The sequence below is a fragment of the Bifidobacterium olomucense genome (genome assembly GCF_012932375.1).
GTDB classification, from domain to species: Bacteria; Actinomycetota; Actinomycetes; order Actinomycetales; family Bifidobacteriaceae; genus Bifidobacterium; species Bifidobacterium olomucense.
On the sequence record NZ_JAAIIG010000003.1, the window covers coordinates 44,700 to 62,854 of the forward strand.

Annotated in this window: 16 protein-coding genes and 1 pseudogene; 9 read left to right on the forward strand and 8 right to left on the reverse strand. The window is 53.1% G+C overall.

The window, feature by feature from the left end; translation table 11 throughout:
* Complete coding sequence (gene era, locus G1C97_RS03905; protein WP_169240641.1) at positions 1-993, forward strand: GTPase Era; 993 nt, start codon at positions 1-3, stop codon at positions 991-993.
* A gap of 188 nt (positions 994-1,181) precedes the next feature.
* On the opposite strand, the gene G1C97_RS03910 is transcribed toward era, so the two are convergent.
* The gene (locus G1C97_RS03910; RefSeq protein WP_169240887.1) at positions 1,182-1,904 is read right to left on the reverse strand and encodes a response regulator transcription factor; all 723 of its coding nucleotides are present in this window, start codon (positions 1,902-1,904) and stop codon (positions 1,182-1,184) included.
* Positions 1,904-3,220 carry a sensor histidine kinase gene (locus G1C97_RS03915; RefSeq protein WP_169240642.1) on the reverse strand — a complete coding sequence of 439 codons (1,317 nt, stop codon included), beginning with the start codon at positions 3,218-3,220 and terminating at the stop codon, positions 1,904-1,906. Before G1C97_RS03915 ends, G1C97_RS03910 begins: the two co-directional genes overlap by 1 nt.
* Before the next feature lie 182 nt (positions 3,221-3,402).
* Here G1C97_RS03915 and G1C97_RS03920 point away from each other — a divergent pair, with 182 nt between their 5' ends.
* From G1C97_RS03920 to G1C97_RS03930, 3 genes are read left to right on the forward strand one after another with little or no spacing between them, the layout of a single operon-like run.
* Positions 3,403-6,504 (forward strand): type I restriction endonuclease subunit R, encoded by a 3,102-nt coding sequence (locus G1C97_RS03920; RefSeq protein ID WP_205832518.1) that lies wholly within the window; start codon positions 3,403-3,405, stop codon positions 6,502-6,504.
* Positions 6,505-6,507: 3 nt separating this feature from the next.
* The gene (locus G1C97_RS03925) at positions 6,508-8,013 is read left to right on the forward strand and encodes a class I SAM-dependent DNA methyltransferase (RefSeq protein ID WP_169240643.1); all 1,506 of its coding nucleotides are present in this window, start codon (positions 6,508-6,510) and stop codon (positions 8,011-8,013) included.
* Positions 8,003-9,238 carry a restriction endonuclease subunit S gene (locus G1C97_RS03930; protein ID WP_169240644.1) on the forward strand — a complete coding sequence of 412 codons (1,236 nt, stop codon included), beginning with the start codon at positions 8,003-8,005 and terminating at the stop codon, positions 9,236-9,238. Before G1C97_RS03925 ends, G1C97_RS03930 begins: the two co-directional genes overlap by 11 nt.
* On the opposite strand, the gene G1C97_RS03935 is transcribed toward G1C97_RS03930, so the two are convergent.
* The 5 genes from G1C97_RS03935 to xerA all read right to left on the reverse strand — a co-directional run bounded on the left by G1C97_RS03935 (position 9,180) and on the right by xerA (position 11,538).
* A complete protein-coding gene (locus tag G1C97_RS03935) occupies positions 9,180-9,665 on the reverse strand; it encodes a restriction endonuclease subunit S (RefSeq protein WP_169240645.1) in 486 nt (161 codons plus the stop codon). The two genes, G1C97_RS03930 and G1C97_RS03935, sit on opposite strands and share 59 nt — an antisense overlap.
* Before the next feature lie 34 nt (positions 9,666-9,699).
* Positions 9,700-9,981 (reverse strand): DUF4160 domain-containing protein, encoded by a 282-nt coding sequence (locus G1C97_RS03940; RefSeq protein WP_169240646.1) that lies wholly within the window; start codon positions 9,979-9,981, stop codon positions 9,700-9,702.
* Entirely contained in the window at positions 9,974-10,207 is a 234-nt protein-coding gene (locus tag G1C97_RS03945) for a DUF7723 family protein (RefSeq protein WP_169240647.1), read from the reverse strand. The genes G1C97_RS03940 and G1C97_RS03945 overlap by 8 nt, the downstream gene beginning before the upstream one ends.
* Positions 10,200-10,499 carry a DUF7724 family protein gene (locus G1C97_RS03950; protein ID WP_169240648.1) on the reverse strand — a complete coding sequence of 100 codons (300 nt, stop codon included), beginning with the start codon at positions 10,497-10,499 and terminating at the stop codon, positions 10,200-10,202. Before G1C97_RS03950 ends, G1C97_RS03945 begins: the two co-directional genes overlap by 8 nt.
* Before the next feature lie 67 nt (positions 10,500-10,566).
* Positions 10,567-11,538, reverse strand: a complete 972-nt coding sequence (gene xerA, locus G1C97_RS03955; RefSeq protein ID WP_417852205.1) for a site-specific tyrosine recombinase/integron integrase — start codon at positions 11,536-11,538, stop codon at positions 10,567-10,569.
* Positions 11,539-11,665: 127 nt separating this feature from the next.
* Between xerA and G1C97_RS12475 the strand changes: the two are divergent.
* The 4 genes and pseudogenes from G1C97_RS12475 to G1C97_RS03975 all read left to right on the forward strand — a co-directional run.
* A pseudogene (locus G1C97_RS12475) lies at positions 11,666-12,082 on the forward strand (restriction endonuclease subunit S); the annotation flags it as partial.
* 307 nt (positions 12,083-12,389) lie between these two features.
* A complete protein-coding gene (locus tag G1C97_RS03965) occupies positions 12,390-13,337 on the forward strand; it encodes an ABC transporter ATP-binding protein (protein WP_169240650.1) in 948 nt (315 codons plus the stop codon).
* 30 nt (positions 13,338-13,367) lie between these two features.
* Positions 13,368-14,624, forward strand: coding sequence for an ABC transporter permease (locus G1C97_RS03970; RefSeq protein WP_169240651.1), 1,257 nt, complete (start codon positions 13,368-13,370; stop codon positions 14,622-14,624).
* Positions 14,611-16,086, forward strand: coding sequence for an ABC transporter permease (locus tag G1C97_RS03975; RefSeq protein ID WP_169240652.1), 1,476 nt, complete (start codon positions 14,611-14,613; stop codon positions 16,084-16,086). Before G1C97_RS03970 ends, G1C97_RS03975 begins: the two co-directional genes overlap by 14 nt.
* A gap of 14 nt (positions 16,087-16,100) precedes the next feature.
* On the opposite strand, the gene G1C97_RS03980 is transcribed toward G1C97_RS03975, so the two are convergent.
* A complete protein-coding gene (locus tag G1C97_RS03980) occupies positions 16,101-17,582 on the reverse strand; it encodes an ATP-binding protein (RefSeq protein WP_169240653.1) in 1,482 nt (493 codons plus the stop codon).
* 205 nt (positions 17,583-17,787) lie between these two features.
* Here G1C97_RS03980 and G1C97_RS03985 point away from each other — a divergent pair, with 205 nt between their 5' ends.
* Positions 17,788-18,099 carry a hypothetical protein gene (locus G1C97_RS03985; RefSeq protein WP_169240654.1) on the forward strand — a complete coding sequence of 104 codons (312 nt, stop codon included), beginning with the start codon at positions 17,788-17,790 and terminating at the stop codon, positions 18,097-18,099.
* Positions 18,100-18,155 lie beyond the last annotated feature (56 nt).

Sequence of the window (18,155 nt, forward strand, 5' to 3'; positions counted from 1 at the left end):
ATGAGCGATCAGAACAATACCGCACATGTTGATGAGCCGGTGAAGCAGGACATCCCTTATCGTTCGGGATTCGTGGCTGTGGTGGGCCGTCCGAACGTGGGCAAATCCACGTTGATCAACGCGCTGATCGGCAAGCAGATTGCCATCGCATCCTCCCGTCCGGAAACCACGCGAAAGGCGATTCGCGGCATTCTGACCACGGATCATGCGCAGCTGGTATTGGTGGACACTCCCGGTATCCATCGTCCTCGCACCTTGCTTGGCCAGCGTCTCAACGATGTAGTGGAGGAGTCCCTGTCGGACGTGGACGTGGTGGCGTTCCTGTTGCCTGCCGATCAGGAGATCGGTCCGGGAGATCGTCGCATTCTCTCTCGCCTGCGTTCCGATTTCGCCACAAAGCGTGAGGACGGCACCTTCGCTTGGAAGGTTCCGCTGATCGCCATCGTTACCAAAATCGACGAACTGGGCCGCGAACAGCTGATCAACAAGCTCATCGAAATCAACGAGTTCGCTGATTTCGCGGATATCGTGCCGGTCAGTGCGCTGAAGCATGACAACCTCACCGAGGTCAGGAACGTACTGATCGATCACACGCCGGAAGGCCCGCAGATGTATCCGGAGGACCAGATCAGCGAGGAACGTCCGGAAGACACCATCGCCGAACTTATCCGCGGCGCATTCCTGGAAACGCTCGATGACGAATTGCCGCACTCGCTGGCTGTAGTGGTCGATTCCATCGATTATCCCGAAGACAATGAAACCGGGGCGGCTTATGACGGCAAGGCTCAGGTCAACGTATCCATCTACGTGGAGCGCGACTCGCAGAAGCCCATCATCATCGGTAAGGGCGCGTCGAATCTCACTTATGTGAAGAAAAAGCTGCGTACTCCGGTCAATCGCATCGTCGGGCAGAAGGCTCGCCTTGACCTCCACGTCAAGGTTGCCAAAGGTTGGCAGTCCGATCCTAAGCAGTTGGAAAAACTAGGTTTCTAGTTTTTCCAACTGCTTAGGATCGCTTCGCAGACGCGGTTGCGTCTGCTCACTTCACCTATGGACAGTCCACTGGACTGTCCATTTCACGGTTCAGCCAAGCAGTTGGGAAAATTAGGCTTCTAATTATCCGACTGCTTGGGATCGCTTCAGGGAAGTCTGTTGGCTTCCCTTTTGTTTCATCCGCTGTTTCACCGATGGGTGTTGATCCACAGGATTGCGAGCTGTGTACGATTGGCTAGGCCCAGTCGGTCCAATATAGTGCTGATACGGTTGCGGACCGTGCCCTCGCTCAGGTAAAGGCGTGCGGCGATATCCCGATTGTCGAATCCCTGCGCCACGAGCTCGGTGATGCTGCGGCTGCGTTCATCCAGTGCATCCAGTATGCGTCGGTCCGCATCAGAATCGATGGAAACGGTCCCATGCCGGTGAGCTGCGGTAGCGATCTGTGATGGACGACTCGGTTCATCGGTTTGCATGTTGCTGCCGTTGGCGTTCGCACTGTTGCCGGTGAGCTTGCCAAGCACCTCGGCGCCGAGCACCACTTGTCCGGCCATCACCGCCTGCAAGGCGGGTGCTACGGCGGAGACATCCTGCTTGATGAGATATCCCTTGGCACCCAGCGTCATAGCTTGTGCTATATATTCCCGATCTGCGAATGTAGTGAGGAACAGCACGCGAGCGGCAGGGTCTTTCTTCAAGATCTCTCGTGCCGCGTCTAGACCACTCGTGCCGGGCATCTGGATATCGATGAGCAGAATATCCGGGTGATTGGCCGGTGTGGTGAAATACTGTTCGACTGCGGTCTTTCCATCGTGTGCGGTCCATAGCACCTCGGCTGCACCGGTGGCAGACAGGATGGTTGCCAACGATTGACAGACGATAGGATCATCGTCCACGATTGCGATTCTCATCATGCTGCTTCCTTTACCGAACGATTCCATTGCCGTTTTGGCACCGAGACGAACACGCGCCATCCTTGCCGATATGGTCCACATGACGACGTGCCGCCGATCGCACGCACACGTGACTCGATATCAGCCAATCCCATGCCCCGGGACAAGACGCTGCTGTTCCTGCTGTTCGTTTGTTGCTGTGGGATCGCGGGTCCAGGATCCTGTACGACCAACTGCCAGAATGCGGGAAAATCACGCAACGTGACCTGCGCTGTACGGGCTTGGCTGTGATGAACGACATTCGACAAAGCCTCGCGAATCACCGTGGAGCAACAGCGAGATACAGGAGCCGGAGCAGATGCAATATCGTTCTCTAGCTCGACGATAAAGCCAGGAGAAATGCCATTGAACGAGCGTACGGCCGCTTCAATCTGCGCAGTAAAATCAGTGCCGTCATCCTCCAGATCATGCACAGACCGACGCACCATCATCATCGCATCATCCAATGTTTCGCTTAATGCTCCAAAATGTTGAGAAGCCATGGCGTCACCAGTTGCGTCGGCCACAGTGAGTCCGGCTTGAGTCTGCATAATGGCACGAGTCAGCAAATGGCCTACATTGTCGTGAATCTCGCGTGCGATACGAGTACGCTCACCCAGCGTGGCCATACGGACCGACTGTGCTCGCTCCTCGTCCATATCGGCCAGTCGGACGCGGTTGGACCGGCTCGCCTCGCGTGTACGGTCTTGCAGTGCACGCAGCTGGTGACGTTCCTCATCCTCTTTCGCTGATCGCCCTCCCAGCGCGAAGCTCAGTGACGCTATGCCTGCGATCAGTGTGATTCCAGTCAGGTCGTAGTTCGCTCGTCCAACGGCGATTGCAGGCAACAGCCAGGCTGCCGCCAGCGGGATTAGCCATATCCAGCGAGATACGGTAATGCAATATGGCAGAAAAATCGAAGAATCCTCGGTCGGCATCGTTCTGCCCGTCTTCGACGAAAAACGATGCAGCTGTGGCATCGAAGACGATGATACCGATATCATCCTCGTACTCGGCAATCTTGCAGCGTCATAGGCGATAACTGGCAGAAACACGATCCAGTGAGGTAGAGCAAGCGTCATCAACGCATATCCGGCTACCGGAATCCAGGCCCATGTTGCTTGTCTCAGCCAGTCGAACAACCCTGTTGCCGACAGTACCAGCAACATTCCAGCGATGATTTCGGCGCTGGGAACACTTCGGGACGCATTTACCCCCAGAACAGTGCTTTTGACAGCGAACAACAGCATCATGCTGATCGCCACCATCAGCCCCTTTTCCGCCATCGTGCGCATACGCCCTCCGAAGTGCGAGCCTTCCCCTTTCTCCAAGACTACCCGCTTTGTACAGATGTGGCTTGCTCAACAGAAGTATTTATGAAGCTTGTGTCAGATCTGTATGTTTTTGCCTCGGATAGTACCATGTATTTGATGTTTCTGATGATTATTCAACGCGTGAAGAGGCAAAGGGGACTCTGATGATGAACGATCATTTGTCTGATTCAGACAGCGACAAGAAAATCTCCGCGTTCGATGAAGCCATGTTCGAGCATGCGGTCATTCAACGTCTGCAGTCGTTAGGGTACGAATGGCTATACGGTCCGGATGTAAGCCGTACGAATGAGCTGTACCGCGATGCCCGGTTGCCGGGAGTCTTGGAAGATTGTTTACACCGTATCAATCCGAAAGCGCATCCGGCCGCTCTTGCTGAGGCTTTGCGTAAGGTAACGGGTATCGAGGGAGTGGATTTGCTATCCCGCAATATCCAATTCATGGATTACCTCCAATCTGGTGTTGAAGTGTCGTTCTTCGATGGAGAGAAGATGGACACGGACCATGTGCGAATTATTGATTTCGAGCATCCGGAACGGAACACGTTCAATGTGGTCAATCAATGGACATACGTCGAATTTGAAGAAAAACGACCTGACATCATCGTCTTTGTCAACGGTATGCCACTGGTGGTATTCGAGCTGAAATCGCCGTCACGCGAGAACGTTGATGCTTCGGACGCCTATCTACAGCTGAGAACCTATATGAAGGTTATTCCTTCATTGTTCACGTACAACGCATTTTGCGTGATGACCGACATGAGCGATACTCGTGTAGGAACCATTACCGCCAACGAAGATCGCTTCATGCAATGGAAGACAGCTGACGGTGACTATTCAAAGATTGCCAATAAGATAGCTGTTCGATGGACTACCTTGCTTGATGGTATGTTCCCGAAGGAACGGTTGCTTGATATTCTTCGGAATTTCATCTGTTTCTCCAAGTCAGAAGAAGGAACCGCGAAAATTCTTGCCGCATACCATCAGTACTTCGGTGTCCATAAGGCAGTAGAGAGCACTTTGCATGCCATGAACAGTGACGGCAAAGCTGGTGTGTTCTGGCATACTCAGGGTTCCGGTAAATCATTGTCGATGGTCTTCTATGTGCATTTGCTGGCTGAACAGGTGAACAGTCCAACGATTGTCGTGACTACTGATCGCACTGATTTGGATGGGCAGTTATACAGTCAGTTTGCTAAATGCTCGGATTTCTTACGCCAGATTCCTCAACAGGCGGAAAGTCGCGAGAATCTGATCGAACTGTTGGATAATCGGCAGGCGAACGGCATCGTGTTCACGACGATGCAGAAATTCAGCGAATCCGATGAACCCTTATCCGAGAGGCATAACATCGTGGTCATGGCTGATGAGGCTCACCGCAGTCAGTACGGGTTGGAGGTGAAACTTCATACAGATGGTACTCGTTCGATTGGTGATGCTTTAAAGGTACGTCAGGCGCTGCCGAACGCTTCCTATATTGGTTTTACCGGCACTCCGATTGAGACACAGGACAAGTCCACGCGTGAGATATTCGGTGATTACGTGGACGTATATGACATGACCCAATCAGTTGAGGATGGGGCAACTCGTCCGGTGTTCTATGAGAGTCGTGTAGTTTCGCTCAAGCTGGATGAGAATGTGCTCAAAAAACTAGATCAAGAGTACGAAAGCATTGCTGACGACGCAGACGAACTCGCCATTGACCGCAGCAAACGTGATTTGGCAACAATGGATAGTGTGTTGGGAGCACCTGAGACCATTGATTCGTTGTGCCGCGACATCGTGAACCACTATGAGGAGAATCGTGCGGATGAGCTGACGGGCAAGGCATTGGTTGTTGCTTATTCGCGAACCATTGCCATGCGCATGTACGAGAAATTCCTCGAACTACGCCCGCAGTGGAAAGACAAAATGCATGTGGTCATGACTTCTTCCAATCAGGATCCGGAGGAATGGCACAAGATTATCGGCAACAAAGCGCACAAACTGGAGCTGGCTAAAGAATTCAAGGATGATGATAGCCCGTTCAAAATCGCCATTGTCGTGGATATGTGGCTGACCGGTTTTGACGTACCTTCACTGTCCACGATGTATGTCTACAAGCCCATGAAGGGGCATAATCTGATGCAGGCTATTGCTCGTGTGAACCGTGTGTACAAGGGCAAGGAAGGCGGCCTGATCGTCGATTACATTGGCATCGCCGGTGCCCTGAAACGCGCGATGCACGATTACACTAAGCGTGATCGTGAACGGTATGGCGACATGAACGTGGCCTACACTGCATACCCGTTATTCCTCGACAAACTGAGTGCGTGCCGCGACTTCCTGCATGGGCTGGACTATCAGAGCCGAATCCACACCAATTCTGCCGAACAGATGGCTGAAGCCATTGCGGATGGTGCGGACTACTTACTTGATCCCGAGCGGGAGAAAAATCGTAAGGACTTTATCAAGTGTGCCAAGGAGATGGCCCAAGCATTTGGTTTATGCCGCAGCATGGTTGCTGATGAACTGAAGATCGAAGAAGCGTACATCGATGTGTTGCGCACACAGATGCTGAAAGTGCTGAACGTCAATCCAGACAACCCGCGTATGTCTTTGAAGGAGATTAACAAGCAAATCGCTGCCATCATGGAGCAAGGCGTACATAACGAAGGCGTTATCGATCTGTTCGAAGACCGGACAGTTGAGGTCTCGCTGTTTGATGAATCGTTCCTTGCCGAAGTCGCACAGATGAAGCAGAAGAATCTTGCGATGGAATTGTTGCGCAAGCTGATTGACGATCAGGTCAAGGCATATCGCAAGAAGAGCGTAGTCATGGCCGGCAAATTCTCCGAGATGCTGCAGCAATCGGTCAATGCATATCTAAACGGCATGCTCACCAACGCCGAGGTCATCCAACAGCTGTTGGACATGGCCAAGGAAATCACGGCCGCACGTCAGGAAGGTAAGACGCTCGGTCTGGATGATGAGGAGCTTGCCTTTTATGACGCATTGACCAAGCCGCAAGCCATCAAGGATTTCTACGAGAACGATGAGCTGGTCGCCATCACCCGAGAATTGACTGACACGTTGCGCAAGAACCGCACGATAGACTGGCAGAAGAAAGAAGATGCCCGCGCTCGCATGCGTAAGTCGATCAAGCGATTGCTGAAGAAGCATAAGTATCCGCCGGATGAGGTGCCGGAGGCTATCGAGACGGTGATGCAGCAATGTGAACTGTGGGTTGACAACGGAGAAGGAAACTGATTCATGGCGAAGAAGACAAGTACCAAAGCCCTCGGATTCGAGGAGCAGATTTGGGACGCGGCTTGTAAACTGCGTGGCAACATCGATGCTTCGGAATACAAGAATGTTGTGCTCGGCTTGATTTTCCTCAAATATATCTCGGATAACTTCGAGGCCAAACACGCCGAATTGGTGGCCGAAGGCGAAGGATTCGAGGAAGACCGTGACGAGTACACGTCCGAGAACATCTTCTGGGTACCGAAAGAAGCCCGTTGGGAAGTCGTGGCCGCGGCTGCGCACACTCCTGAAGTCGGTAAGGTCATCGATGAATCAATGAGGCTCATCGAGCAGGAGAACAAGAAACTCAAGGGCGTGCTGCCCAAGAACTTTGCACGTCCTGAACTGGACAAGCGCCGGCTCGGGGAAGTGGTCGACCTGTTCACCAACGTGAAGATGGCTGAGAACGGAGACACCCATGATCTGCTCGGCCGCACGTATGAATACTGCCTGTCGCAGTTTGCATCGCAGGAGGGTAAGAATGCCGGTGAATTCTACACGCCGAAATGCGTAGTGAAGACTCTAGTGAATGTGCTTGAACCGTTCAAGGGGCGTGTTTACGATCCCGCGTGTGGTTCAGGCGGCATGTTCGTGCAGTCCGCTGAATTTGTGCGCAATCATCAGGGCAATATCAACAACATCTCCGTCTATGGTCAGGAGTCGAACCCGACAACGTGGAAGATGGCCACGATGAACCTCGCCATCCGTGGCATCGATGCTGACCTTGGTCCGAAGAATGATGACACATTCTTCAATGACCTGCATCGCACTGAACGGTTCGACTATATTCTTGCGAATCCGCCGTTCAACCTTTCTGATTGGGGTGGCGACAAGTTGCAAGATGATCCGCGCTGGGAATACGGCGTACCGCCGCAAAGCAATGCAAACTTCGCGTGGATGCAGCATATGATTCACCACCTGTCTCAGTCCGGTAGAATCGGTTTGGTGCTTGCCAATGGTTCGTTGTCGTCGCAGACGAACAATGAAGGAGAGATTCGCAAGAACATCGTCAACGCCGGACTGGTGGAGGGTATTGTTGCGATGCCGACGCAGTTGTTCTTCTCCACGCAGATTCCGGTATGTTTGTGGTTCCTGCGTAAGGGACGTCCTGCTGATTCGGAGACACTATTCGTGGATGCTCGCAATATGGGTACGATGATCAGCCGTTCGCAGCGCACGCTGACCGATGAGGACATTCAGAAGATCGCGTCCACGTTTGATGCGTTCCGTGATGGAACACTGGAAGAGGAGAAAGGCTTCTCCGCTGCAGCGTCTATCGAAGACATCGCCAAGCAGGATTACATTCTTACCCCCGGTCGCTATGTTGGCATCGCCGAACAGGAAGAGGACGACGAGCCTTTCGATGAGAAGATGAAGCGTCTGACCAGCGAACTCGACAAGTGTTTCGAGGAGTCCAACCGACTGCAAGCCGAAATCAAAAAGAATCTGGAGGCGATTGGGTATGGGCTGTGAATTATCCGAACTTATATCTCTGGTTCGTGGAAATACATACAAGAGCAAGTTGCTCGGTGACGATGGCCCTGCATTACTTGGTCTTGGAACTATTGCTCGTAATGGTGGATTTAATGGTTCCAAATTACGCCATTATCCGGGGGAGACCTCCGAAAAAATCTTGATGCATCCGAATGATTTATATGTGTCATTAAAAGACATAACAAATAAGGGAGATCTTTTGGGAGCGGTTGCACGTGTTCCGAGTAAGGTGTCTTTGGGAAGACTTACTCAGGACACGGTTGCTCTCCGCTTTCGTGAAGGAGTTTCTGTTGATTATCAACATTATGTGTACTGGTTACTGAGAACGCCACAATATCGGGATTATTGCAGAGCACGAGGAATGGGAACAACGAATCTATCTCTTTCAAGAGATGTTTTTTTGGCATGGAAACTCCCTGATTTTTCGAGTGCACGACGACTGTTGGTCGAAACTCTTGAAGCAATTGAGGAGCTAATTGATAATCTCAATCAGACAAACGGCCATTTGTTTGAGCTGCTTAAGATTGAATTTGCCCATAGATTTGAGAATGGGGATACGCCTGTCAGTGATTTAGGAAGCGTCGTTTCCATTTGGAAAAAGTCGGTGAAACCTGCCAGTAATCCGGATAAATATTGGGAACATTACAGTATCCCAGCATTTGATGCTGAACAATATCCTTCTTTTGAATTGGGGAACACAATCAAAAGCAACAAATATGAAGTCGTGCCGAATTCCATTTTGGTGTCGAAACTCAATCCAACAACACGACGTCTCTGGCTGCCACAGTTGATAAACACCGATAACGCAATATGTTCTACGGAATTTATCGAATATGTTCCTAACAATCAAAAGAACTATAGCTTTTATTGCTCAGCTTTGATGCAAGACAGATTCTTTAGTTATCTTGAAGGACATGTGACTGGCTCTACAGGTTCTCGTCAACGAGTCCATCCCAGCGACACTCTTGCATATACTGTGCCGAACCCGAGCGCATCAGAGATTCGAGATTACTGTATGTTCGCAGATCCTGTAATCGAGCAAATCAGAAACACGAGTATCGAATCAAAAAGATTGGCAACACTTCGTGATGCCCTGTTGCCCAAACTGATGTCAGGTGAGATTGATGTTTCCAAGGTTGAACTGCCTACGCGGCCAGAACAAACTGTTCCAGCAAATGGCCGTTTGCCTGAGCGAGATAGTTGATCTGCTTGTCGTATGCTCCAAGAACGTAGGCAATCTTGTACTGCGTCGTGAGATCAGGAATGGTGACTACGCAATGGTGAACGTGGTTTCGGTTGATGCCTGGAACCGCGCTTGCTGTTGTGTAGTTATTCCAGTTGATGGTTTTTAGTAGATAGTAAATAAAATGAGGATAATTCCCTTTGAAATCAGAGACATACAGAGTGGTATTCAAAGGCCAATAGTCATCTTCTGCATAGAAAACTTCACCGATGGTGCCGTATCGTCCGGTGATTACTCCTGGCCCGTGTACTGCGACTTCATTGTGAAACCCAGAACGTCCTGAAGACGAATAAACAGGGATCTTACCGTTGACTCGTTTCTTTGAAGGCAGATCGTATCCGCGCTTGAGTGTGATTGCCTCGCCAAGCGCCATGCTTTGCCATGTCATTGATTGCATACCTATCGTTATTTGTGCGTTGTAATCAAGCCTGTCCGTAGAAGTCTTCGGTGCTGTATTCCTTCCACCTGAGGTACATTTCTCGATAGTTTTTCTTGATGAATTTTTGAATTATAGAGACCTCTTTTGCGGTGAGTCTGCCTTGTCGTTCAAGCGTGGTGTCGCCGTTGGATTTGACGAAGAATTTCGCGGAGCCTGATTCGGTGAGCTTGGTGTCATTGGCGTGTACGTGCATGCATTCGATGACGCAGAATGACGTGAAATACAAGTAATATCCGGCGACCATGAACTGGAAATACTTAGGCATGGTCAACCTCCAGAAACTCCTTGTTGTTTCGGTAATAATCCTGAACGATGCCGACCTCCATGTCGTCCATGCTGGTTTCAAGTACATTGCCTTCACGGTCTAGCACCAGAGCGGAGTCGGGAGCATTGAGATTCAGCACTTTAATATGCCCATTGTCATCGCCAGTAAACGCATAACCGTTCACAATCATTCCCGCGCCGCTGGCAATTGAATCAATATCAGGCATGAGCTATCTCGACTTTCTTGATTGGTTGCAGGAAATGGTTGGCGTCGATGTAGAGATCTGTAAGTACTGGTTCCAGATCGATGTATTCTTCTTCTGGCGCGGCATTGTGCTTGTATTTTGCATCCACGACGAGGTATCCGTTATCCCATTGCTTGACATTGGTATACCGTTCCAATGAGTAAGGAGCGCGGAACCGAATACGAGCCTTGCCGTATTCAAACACGGTGAAACCATTTTCTGCACTGAGATATGCGGTATTTGTCTGCTCTGAACGGGTGCACGATGTAGCCACAGTGCGTCTCCTTTCGGCTTTACCGGGTTGATTGGTACTGGTTTCGATTATAGGGGGATAACGTTGATTACCCTAGATATTTTCGATGCGACGCTTTCACGTTGCTTTGGCTGACCAATGCGTATTGCATGGTGGTGTCTATCTTGACGTGTCCAAGTAGTTTCTGGACCTGTTCCACTGGCATGCCGCGGTTTATGGCATTGGTGGCCATAGTACGTCGGAACTTATGAGGGTGTATGCGGGGAAGTCGCAGATTTCTGCCGAGAGAACGAAGCCGACTTTCCACGGAACAAATGGCAATGCGTTCGTGGTTACCGCTGAGACTGACGAATAGGGCAGGGTTATCGTCGTTGCGACCTTGCAAGTATTCTTCAAGATGAAGTTTGGCTCTGGCATCGAAGTAGGCCTTTCGTTCCTTATTGCCCTTACCTTGCACAATGCATTCACGCTCGTTGAGGTTGATGCTGCTGCGGTCGAGCTTCACTAATTCGCCGACTCGCATGCCGGTGGAGGAGAGCAAGTCAATCATCGCAAGATCGCGTGGTGTCTCGCATCCGTCACGCAATCGTTCCATATCCTCATCCGAAATGATTTCTTTAACTCTGATTGGCGCTTTTATGCGACGTATCTTACGTGCGGGGCTTTTGACGATATAGTCCTCATCCTCTAACCATGAGAAAAACGTGGCGAGAATACGTCGGATATTATCTACTGTGACCTTCCCTACGTCATGCGTCGTCTGGTATTCGGTGAGATAGGTTCGAAGTTGTTCGGTATCCACTTGAGGCAGCGGAACGGAGGTCTCTTTTAAGTAATGCGTAAGTGTTGAATCATAGTATTTCAACGTGCGCTCGCTGCACCCTTCAAGTTCCTTGGCGGTAAGGAAGGAATTCAGCAATTGCTTGGCTTCATTTCCGTTATCGGGAGTTGTTGCCGCGTTGAGATTGACCGACAGTACGCCTTTGAGCTGTTTGAGCTGTCGCGCATCCAACGTGTTCTGCATGGCCTTCAGAATTGATTCGATGGTGTTGCTTCCTATCATGTGGAACCTTTAACTTTAATGCGTGTATGGGATACATGCATGCATAATGCGAGCCGCAGAAAAACGAGGCAATAGGCAGACAAACGGCCATTTGGCTAAATGCTGTGATGCGATGTTTAAGAAAATGTTTGAAGAATCCTCCAATAGTGCGATTCTACAAGATATAGCTACTGTAACAATGGGGCAATCTCCTAGTGGCTCTTCATACAATGAGAACGGAGATGGCGTTGTCTTTTATCAAGGACGTGCTGAATTCGGTTCGCGTTTTCCGAAAAGACGGCTTTACACCACTGAGCCGAAGCGCATGGCAAAGGCGGGAGATGTACTGATGAGTGTCCGCGCTCCTGTCGGTGATATTAATGTCGCTTCAGAGGACTGCTGCATCGGTCGTGGACTCGCTGCAATATCTTGTGATTATAAAAGTTACTGTCTGTATCTTTTACGCTCTTTACAGAAGAAGCTAGACGTTTATAACGGTGAAGGCACTGTTTTTGGCTCCATTAATGGGAAAGCACTTCGGAATATAGAGATTCCACTTAATAGTAAAGAAGACATCGCACAGTTTGAAGAATATGCAAAATCGTTCGACGAAACGATCTTTAATAATAGTTTAGAAATTGTAAGACTCGAACAACTTCGTGATGCCCTGTTGCCCAAACTTATGTCGGGTGAGATTGATGTATCGAAAGTTGAACTGCCTACGCGGCCAGAACAAACTGTTCCAGCAAATGGCCGTTTGCTATATCGAATGACAAATGTCATTGAAACTTGCAGTACTCGTGACGAATGTGGCTGGCTCTATGCGCTCGCGCTTGGGATGATGGAATCATCCAAAGAAGGGAGCGAACATGACAACCGACACTACGGCAGTCCACGTCAGCCAGCTCGTCAAGCGGTACGGCGACATGGTGGCGCTCGACTACTTCGACCTCGACGTGAAGCAGGGCGAGATCTTCGGCCTACTGGGTCCCAACGGTTCCGGCAAGACCACGGCCATCAACTGCATTCTCGCGTTGCTCACCTACGATTCGGGCACCATCCGCGTCTTCGGACAGCCGATGACGCCCACCTCATACGACCTTAAGCGGCGCATCGGTATCGTGCCGCAGAACGTAGCCGTGTTCAACGAACTGACCGTCACCGAGAATATCGACTACTTCTGCTCGCTGTACGTGCCGAAGAAAGCAGACCGCGCACCCCTGGTCGAAGAAGCCATCGAATTCGCCGGACTGCAGGACTTCCGAAAATTCCGTCCCGGCAAACTCTCTGGAGGTCTGCTGCGTCGCCTTAACATCGCTTGCGGCATCGCGCACAAACCGGACCTGATCTTCTTCGACGAGCCGACCGTGGCCGTCGACCCGCAAAGCCGCAACGCAATACTCGAAGGCATCCAGAAACTCAATAAGGCCGGCGCCACGGTGATCTACACCAGCCACTACATGGAGGAGGTCGAGCAGATCTGCGACCGCATCCTCATTATGGATCACGGTCGCCATCTCGCGCTCGGCACAGCCGACGAGCTCAAAGCCATGATCGACACAGGCGAGCGCATCACCATCGAAACGCTTGACCTGACCGACGAGACGCTTGCTGCCGTGCGTGCGCTCGCATTCGTCATCGAAGCGTCCTACGACGGGCGCGAGCTGGAAGTGCGTTGCCGTCGCGGAGAGCACAATCTCGTCGACCTTATCGGTGTACTGCGTACTTCAGGAGCGAACATCGGACACTTGACCAGCCGGCCGCCGAGCCTCAACGACGTGTTCCTGGAACTCACCGGCAAGGCACTGCGCGACTAGGGATCCTCAACCCAAGGAAAGGAGAACACCATGTGGACTACTTTCATAGTCACACTGAAGGCGAACCTCAGGGATAAGAGCTCGCTGTTCTGGCTCATCGTGTTCCCGATCGCTCTGGCGACCATGTTCAATGGCGTGTTCGGCAACCTGGATCAGGCCATGAGCATCACCCCGGTGTCCGTGGCTGTCGTGAAGGATACGAATTGGACAAACGCGATCGGTGCGGACACGCTCATTACGGCGATGTCCGGCAAAAACGGCAATTCAGGCAAGGCTCAAGATGACAGCAGGGATGTAATGGACATCGATCCCGGCGTGACCCTGCTGGACGTCACTAAGGTCGACTCGATTTCACAGGCCCGCGAACTCTTGTCCCAAGACAAGACGGACGGCTATCTCAAGGCTGACGACGAGGGACGAATCGCCCTCACATTAAGCGACGACACCGTGACCGTAGCCAATAACGGCACGCAGGAAGCGGGACTCGACGTTTCTCTCTCGGCGCTTGACAATGTACTCGACCAGTACAACCGCACCAGCACCACCGTGAAGTCCGTGCTCAAAGACAATCCGACCGCCCCGGCCACGCGCACGTTCTGGAACGGCATCAACGCGTCCATGAACGCCACCAAGGAGGTCACGCTCACCAACTTCAAGCCCAGCGTGATGGCGAGATACTATTACGCGCTCATGGGCATGGCCTGTCTGGTCGCCATGTCGTACATGATCCACACCGTCACCACCGCACAGGCGAACCTCTCCGCACTCGGCATCCGCCGCACCGTCGCGCCGCTCGGCCGTGCCAAACAGCTTATCGCCGGATTCCTCGCCGGATGGCTGTGCTCCTGCGTCTGTCTGCTCGTCGCGCTCGCCTATATCCGCTACGGTTGCGACATCGAAGTCGGTGGACGTGAATCTGCGGCCGTGCTCGCCGTAATCGTCGCCTCGTTCATGACTTGCGCGTTCGGCACGATGATCGGCGCTATCCCCAAACTCACGACCGGCGTCAAGCAGGGCATGTCCACCGCGATTGCCTGCTCGCTGTCCCTGTTCAGCGGCCTGTATGGCGGATTCGCCATGGAACTAAGCGACCTGATCACACGCAAGGCACCCTTGCTCGCCGCCATCAATCCCGCCCAACAGGTGACTAACCTGTTCTACTCGCTCATGTACTACGACAGCTACCAGCCGTTCATCCGCACCTGCGCCATCTTGTTGGCGATGAGCGCGGTGTTCCTCGCGGCCGGCGTGATCATGCTCAGGAGGCAACGTTATGAACACCTGTAAAGCAACCATACACGTACTGCTCGCACACCGCACGTACATCATCATCTATTTGGTGCTCATGGGCATCATGATGTTCACGCTCAGCTGGTCTCAGATCACCGTAGCCACCCGCACGGTGGCTGACACCTACGAGCCGGAGAAGGTCAACGTTGCCGTCATTGATCGGGATTCAAACCGAGGCGGCATCGCGGAAGGACTGCGCGACTACCTGTCCGATTCCGCCACGCTGGTCAGCCTGGATGACGATTCCGAATCGTTGCAACAGGCCGTCGCCTCGAACTGGACCGACCTCATCGTCATCATCCCACGCGGTTACGCCGACAACTTCCTCAGGGCCTCGCAATCCGGCGGCGACATGCCGAAAGTCGAGACGGTCACGAGCTACACGTCCGGTGCCGGCACCATCGCCGGCATGAACGTGAACGGGTTCCTCTCGCTGACCCGTATCGCATTGATCGGCGGAAACGTGCAGATCGATGACAACGAACTCGCCGCATGGTACGCAAAATACGCCAAGGTGATCGGCGGCATGAATACCGGTGAAGCTGCCGGTTCCGCTGCTGCCGGGCAGAATGGCAACTGGTCGCAGGTCATGGACGGCTCATCCACGTTCGACCTCAACTCACTGCCCGAGGGAACGTTGTCTGAACTGACGATGACCGATATGCAATCCGCCGCCAAGCGGGCTGCACGCACGGCACACGATGCGAAGGCCAACCGACCGGTCGTCGTGGAGAACATCACATCGCAGAACGACCGGGCGGCAGACACGGCGAATCCGGTTGCGTCCGGGTTCGGCGACACGATGAAGACGGCAATCTACCCGCTGTTCCTCACCTTGAGCGTATGCGTGAGCCTTGTGGCCCGCGTGTTCGGCGCGGGGGAGCTGCGTCGCAGACTTATGGCGTCCCCATCCATGGCCTCGATCGGACTCAAGCGTATGGGAGTCCTGTGTGGCTTCGCGTTGCTGATCTGCGTGGGCTATCTGGTTACCGCGCTGGGCCTCACAGCTGCAGCAGGCGTGAATATCGTTTCGATACCGGTAGGCGGCGTGATGATGACCTTCACCTCGATCTGCATGTTCGCCCTTATGTGCACGGCCTGTGGATTCATGCTCGGTGAATTCGGCGCTTCGGACATGGTGGCCAACGGCTTCGCCAACGTGTTCGGTCTGCTCATCCTATTCGCCTCTGGCATCGCGTTCCCGATAAGCATGATGCCGGACACGATGGTCACCATCGCCAGACTCACGCCCGGCTGGTGGTACTGCACGGCGATCGACAACGCGCTCGGCTTCGGTTCCGCCGCATCCGGCGTGAACGTGGGCGGCTGGGCTGTGGCCACCGGCATCGTGGCATTGTTCGCCGTCGCGTTCGTCTGTGTGGGACTCGCTGCCGGACGGTTCCGCCGCTCCCGGCCGAATGCGGTGGCTTCGACCGTCACTCAACTCGCCGAAGCATAGACTGGGTGCAACCCTTACATCCCCTTCAACCGATACCGCTGGGTCGGGTCGTCTTGGAATTTCACCTTGGCGACTCGACCCTCGCGTATGAGCTCGCGCATGCCGGAAGTGGCGGCCAAGGGAGTGAGCTGCAGCTCGCGGATGATCTCCTTGATGCTCATTGCGGAATGCCGTTCCAGTACGGTTAGAATCGCCTTCGAAATATCACTCGGCGTGCTGTTCGCGGCTGAACGTTGTTTGGTGATGGTCATCGTGAACGTGTTGATGTCATTGACCGTGGTGGCCGGTTCAATGCCTGCCTCCCTGAGGCTTGCAGCGATGCGCTGGTAGCCATCGCCGCCCTCCGGGTTCACGAATCCTCCATCCGGGTACGGTGTGGACTCCAACAACGTGAACAGGAACTGGTTGCGGGTGGAAACAAATGGTGCGCCGGTCACCGGATTCGGATTCGCCAGTACGTCATGCGTCACGGTGCCGTACAAACCACCTGGATTGGTGATCTCGATACGGTTCGTGAACACACTGATACGTACCTGCGTGCCACGCGCATCGGGGGAGTAGTCCCGGTGGGTAAGCGCATTCGCTATAGCCTCACGCAGCACCACTGGTGGATAGTCCGGTTTCTTCGCGCCGATCCAGCGCATCAGCGATTCGACCGCGTCGCTGATCATCACCGGAATAGGTCCTACGATGGTCTTGGCTGCCACCAGCCGGTCATCGCCACGGAATACCTCGTCTCGATCGATGCCGGGAAACACTGCGATGGCAATGGACAGCCGTGGATAATACTTCTGCGGATAGCGGCCAAGCGCCAGAAGCCCTGCTAACGTGGGGCGTAAGATGCCTCCGACTTCGTTGCCGTCAGAATCATCGTGACGCAACACCTGCAAATCGAGTAGCGTACGGGTGCCGTCCTGCCCGGCAAATACATGTGGATGCTGTTCGCGAGCACGCGCCAACAGTCCTGAAACCAACGTGGGATCTAAGTCATCAATGGCAGCGTCTGGAACGATATCCAAATCATAGGTGGGCTGCAGATGTTCCTCGATAAGACGGTCCACCTCGTACGAGGTCATGCGTCGGTCGCCATCGCCGGTGCGGATGAATGAGCCTCCATGTGGGCCTAGCGCAGTAGTGAAACAGGGCTTGTCACGTGGCAGCATTTCATCGATGCGAGCGAACACCAGATTCGCGCCTTCGAACGGACAGGTCACGATCACCGGACGAACCACCGGCGTCATCTTCTCGCACGCTTGGCTTAACGCCTCCTGCATGGCGCGCGCGTCGAATCCTTCCACTGGCGTGAAGCCGGCTTTTTCGGAGAGCCCTAGGATGATCCATCCGCCGGAACCGTTTGAAAACGCGGAAAGCGTATCCGTGATGGTGGAGGAGATACGACGTTTGCATTCTTTGACCTCGCACTGCTGCGTATCGTTGCCGATCATGCGCATGAGTTCAATGAGCTCGGTCATCTTTGCAGTGTAGTCATCAACCATGGGAGCGCCTCCTTGACACCATTGTGCCGTATGCGGCGCATCTTGATGAACCATATACTGTGCATCACGACGCAATTCATCGAGAATTCACGGTGGCGAATATGCCGTTTATTCCGGTGCCTGAACAGTACAATGGTGAGTGTGACGGCACTGATGCCGCCGCGCGCACGGAAAGCATTTCCGTCAGATCGATAAGGGAAACATCATGACCGAAATCAACGAAATCAAAGATCCCGATGCGTCGCTAGACGAGTCCGACATCGTAGCCCCGACCGGTGAGACCGAGGATTCGGCCGCAGCCTGCCCCAAGTCTGCGCATTGCCCGCTCAGGCATCACCCGGGTATGTGTGGCAAAAACGGTAAGTGTCCGGTGAAGAATCTTTCTCAGAAAGACGTGGTCGCTGGCGTCGTCACCTTGGCATCTATGATCGCACTCACCGCTGTGGCGTACTATGCGCAGTTTGCGCTCACCAAGGCTGCCGTCAAATCCGCGCTGAAGGAGACGCGCCTGCGTTAGCGCGGCATGATTTCGGCGTGATAACGCTCTGTTGCGTTGACGGTCCCTATGATGCA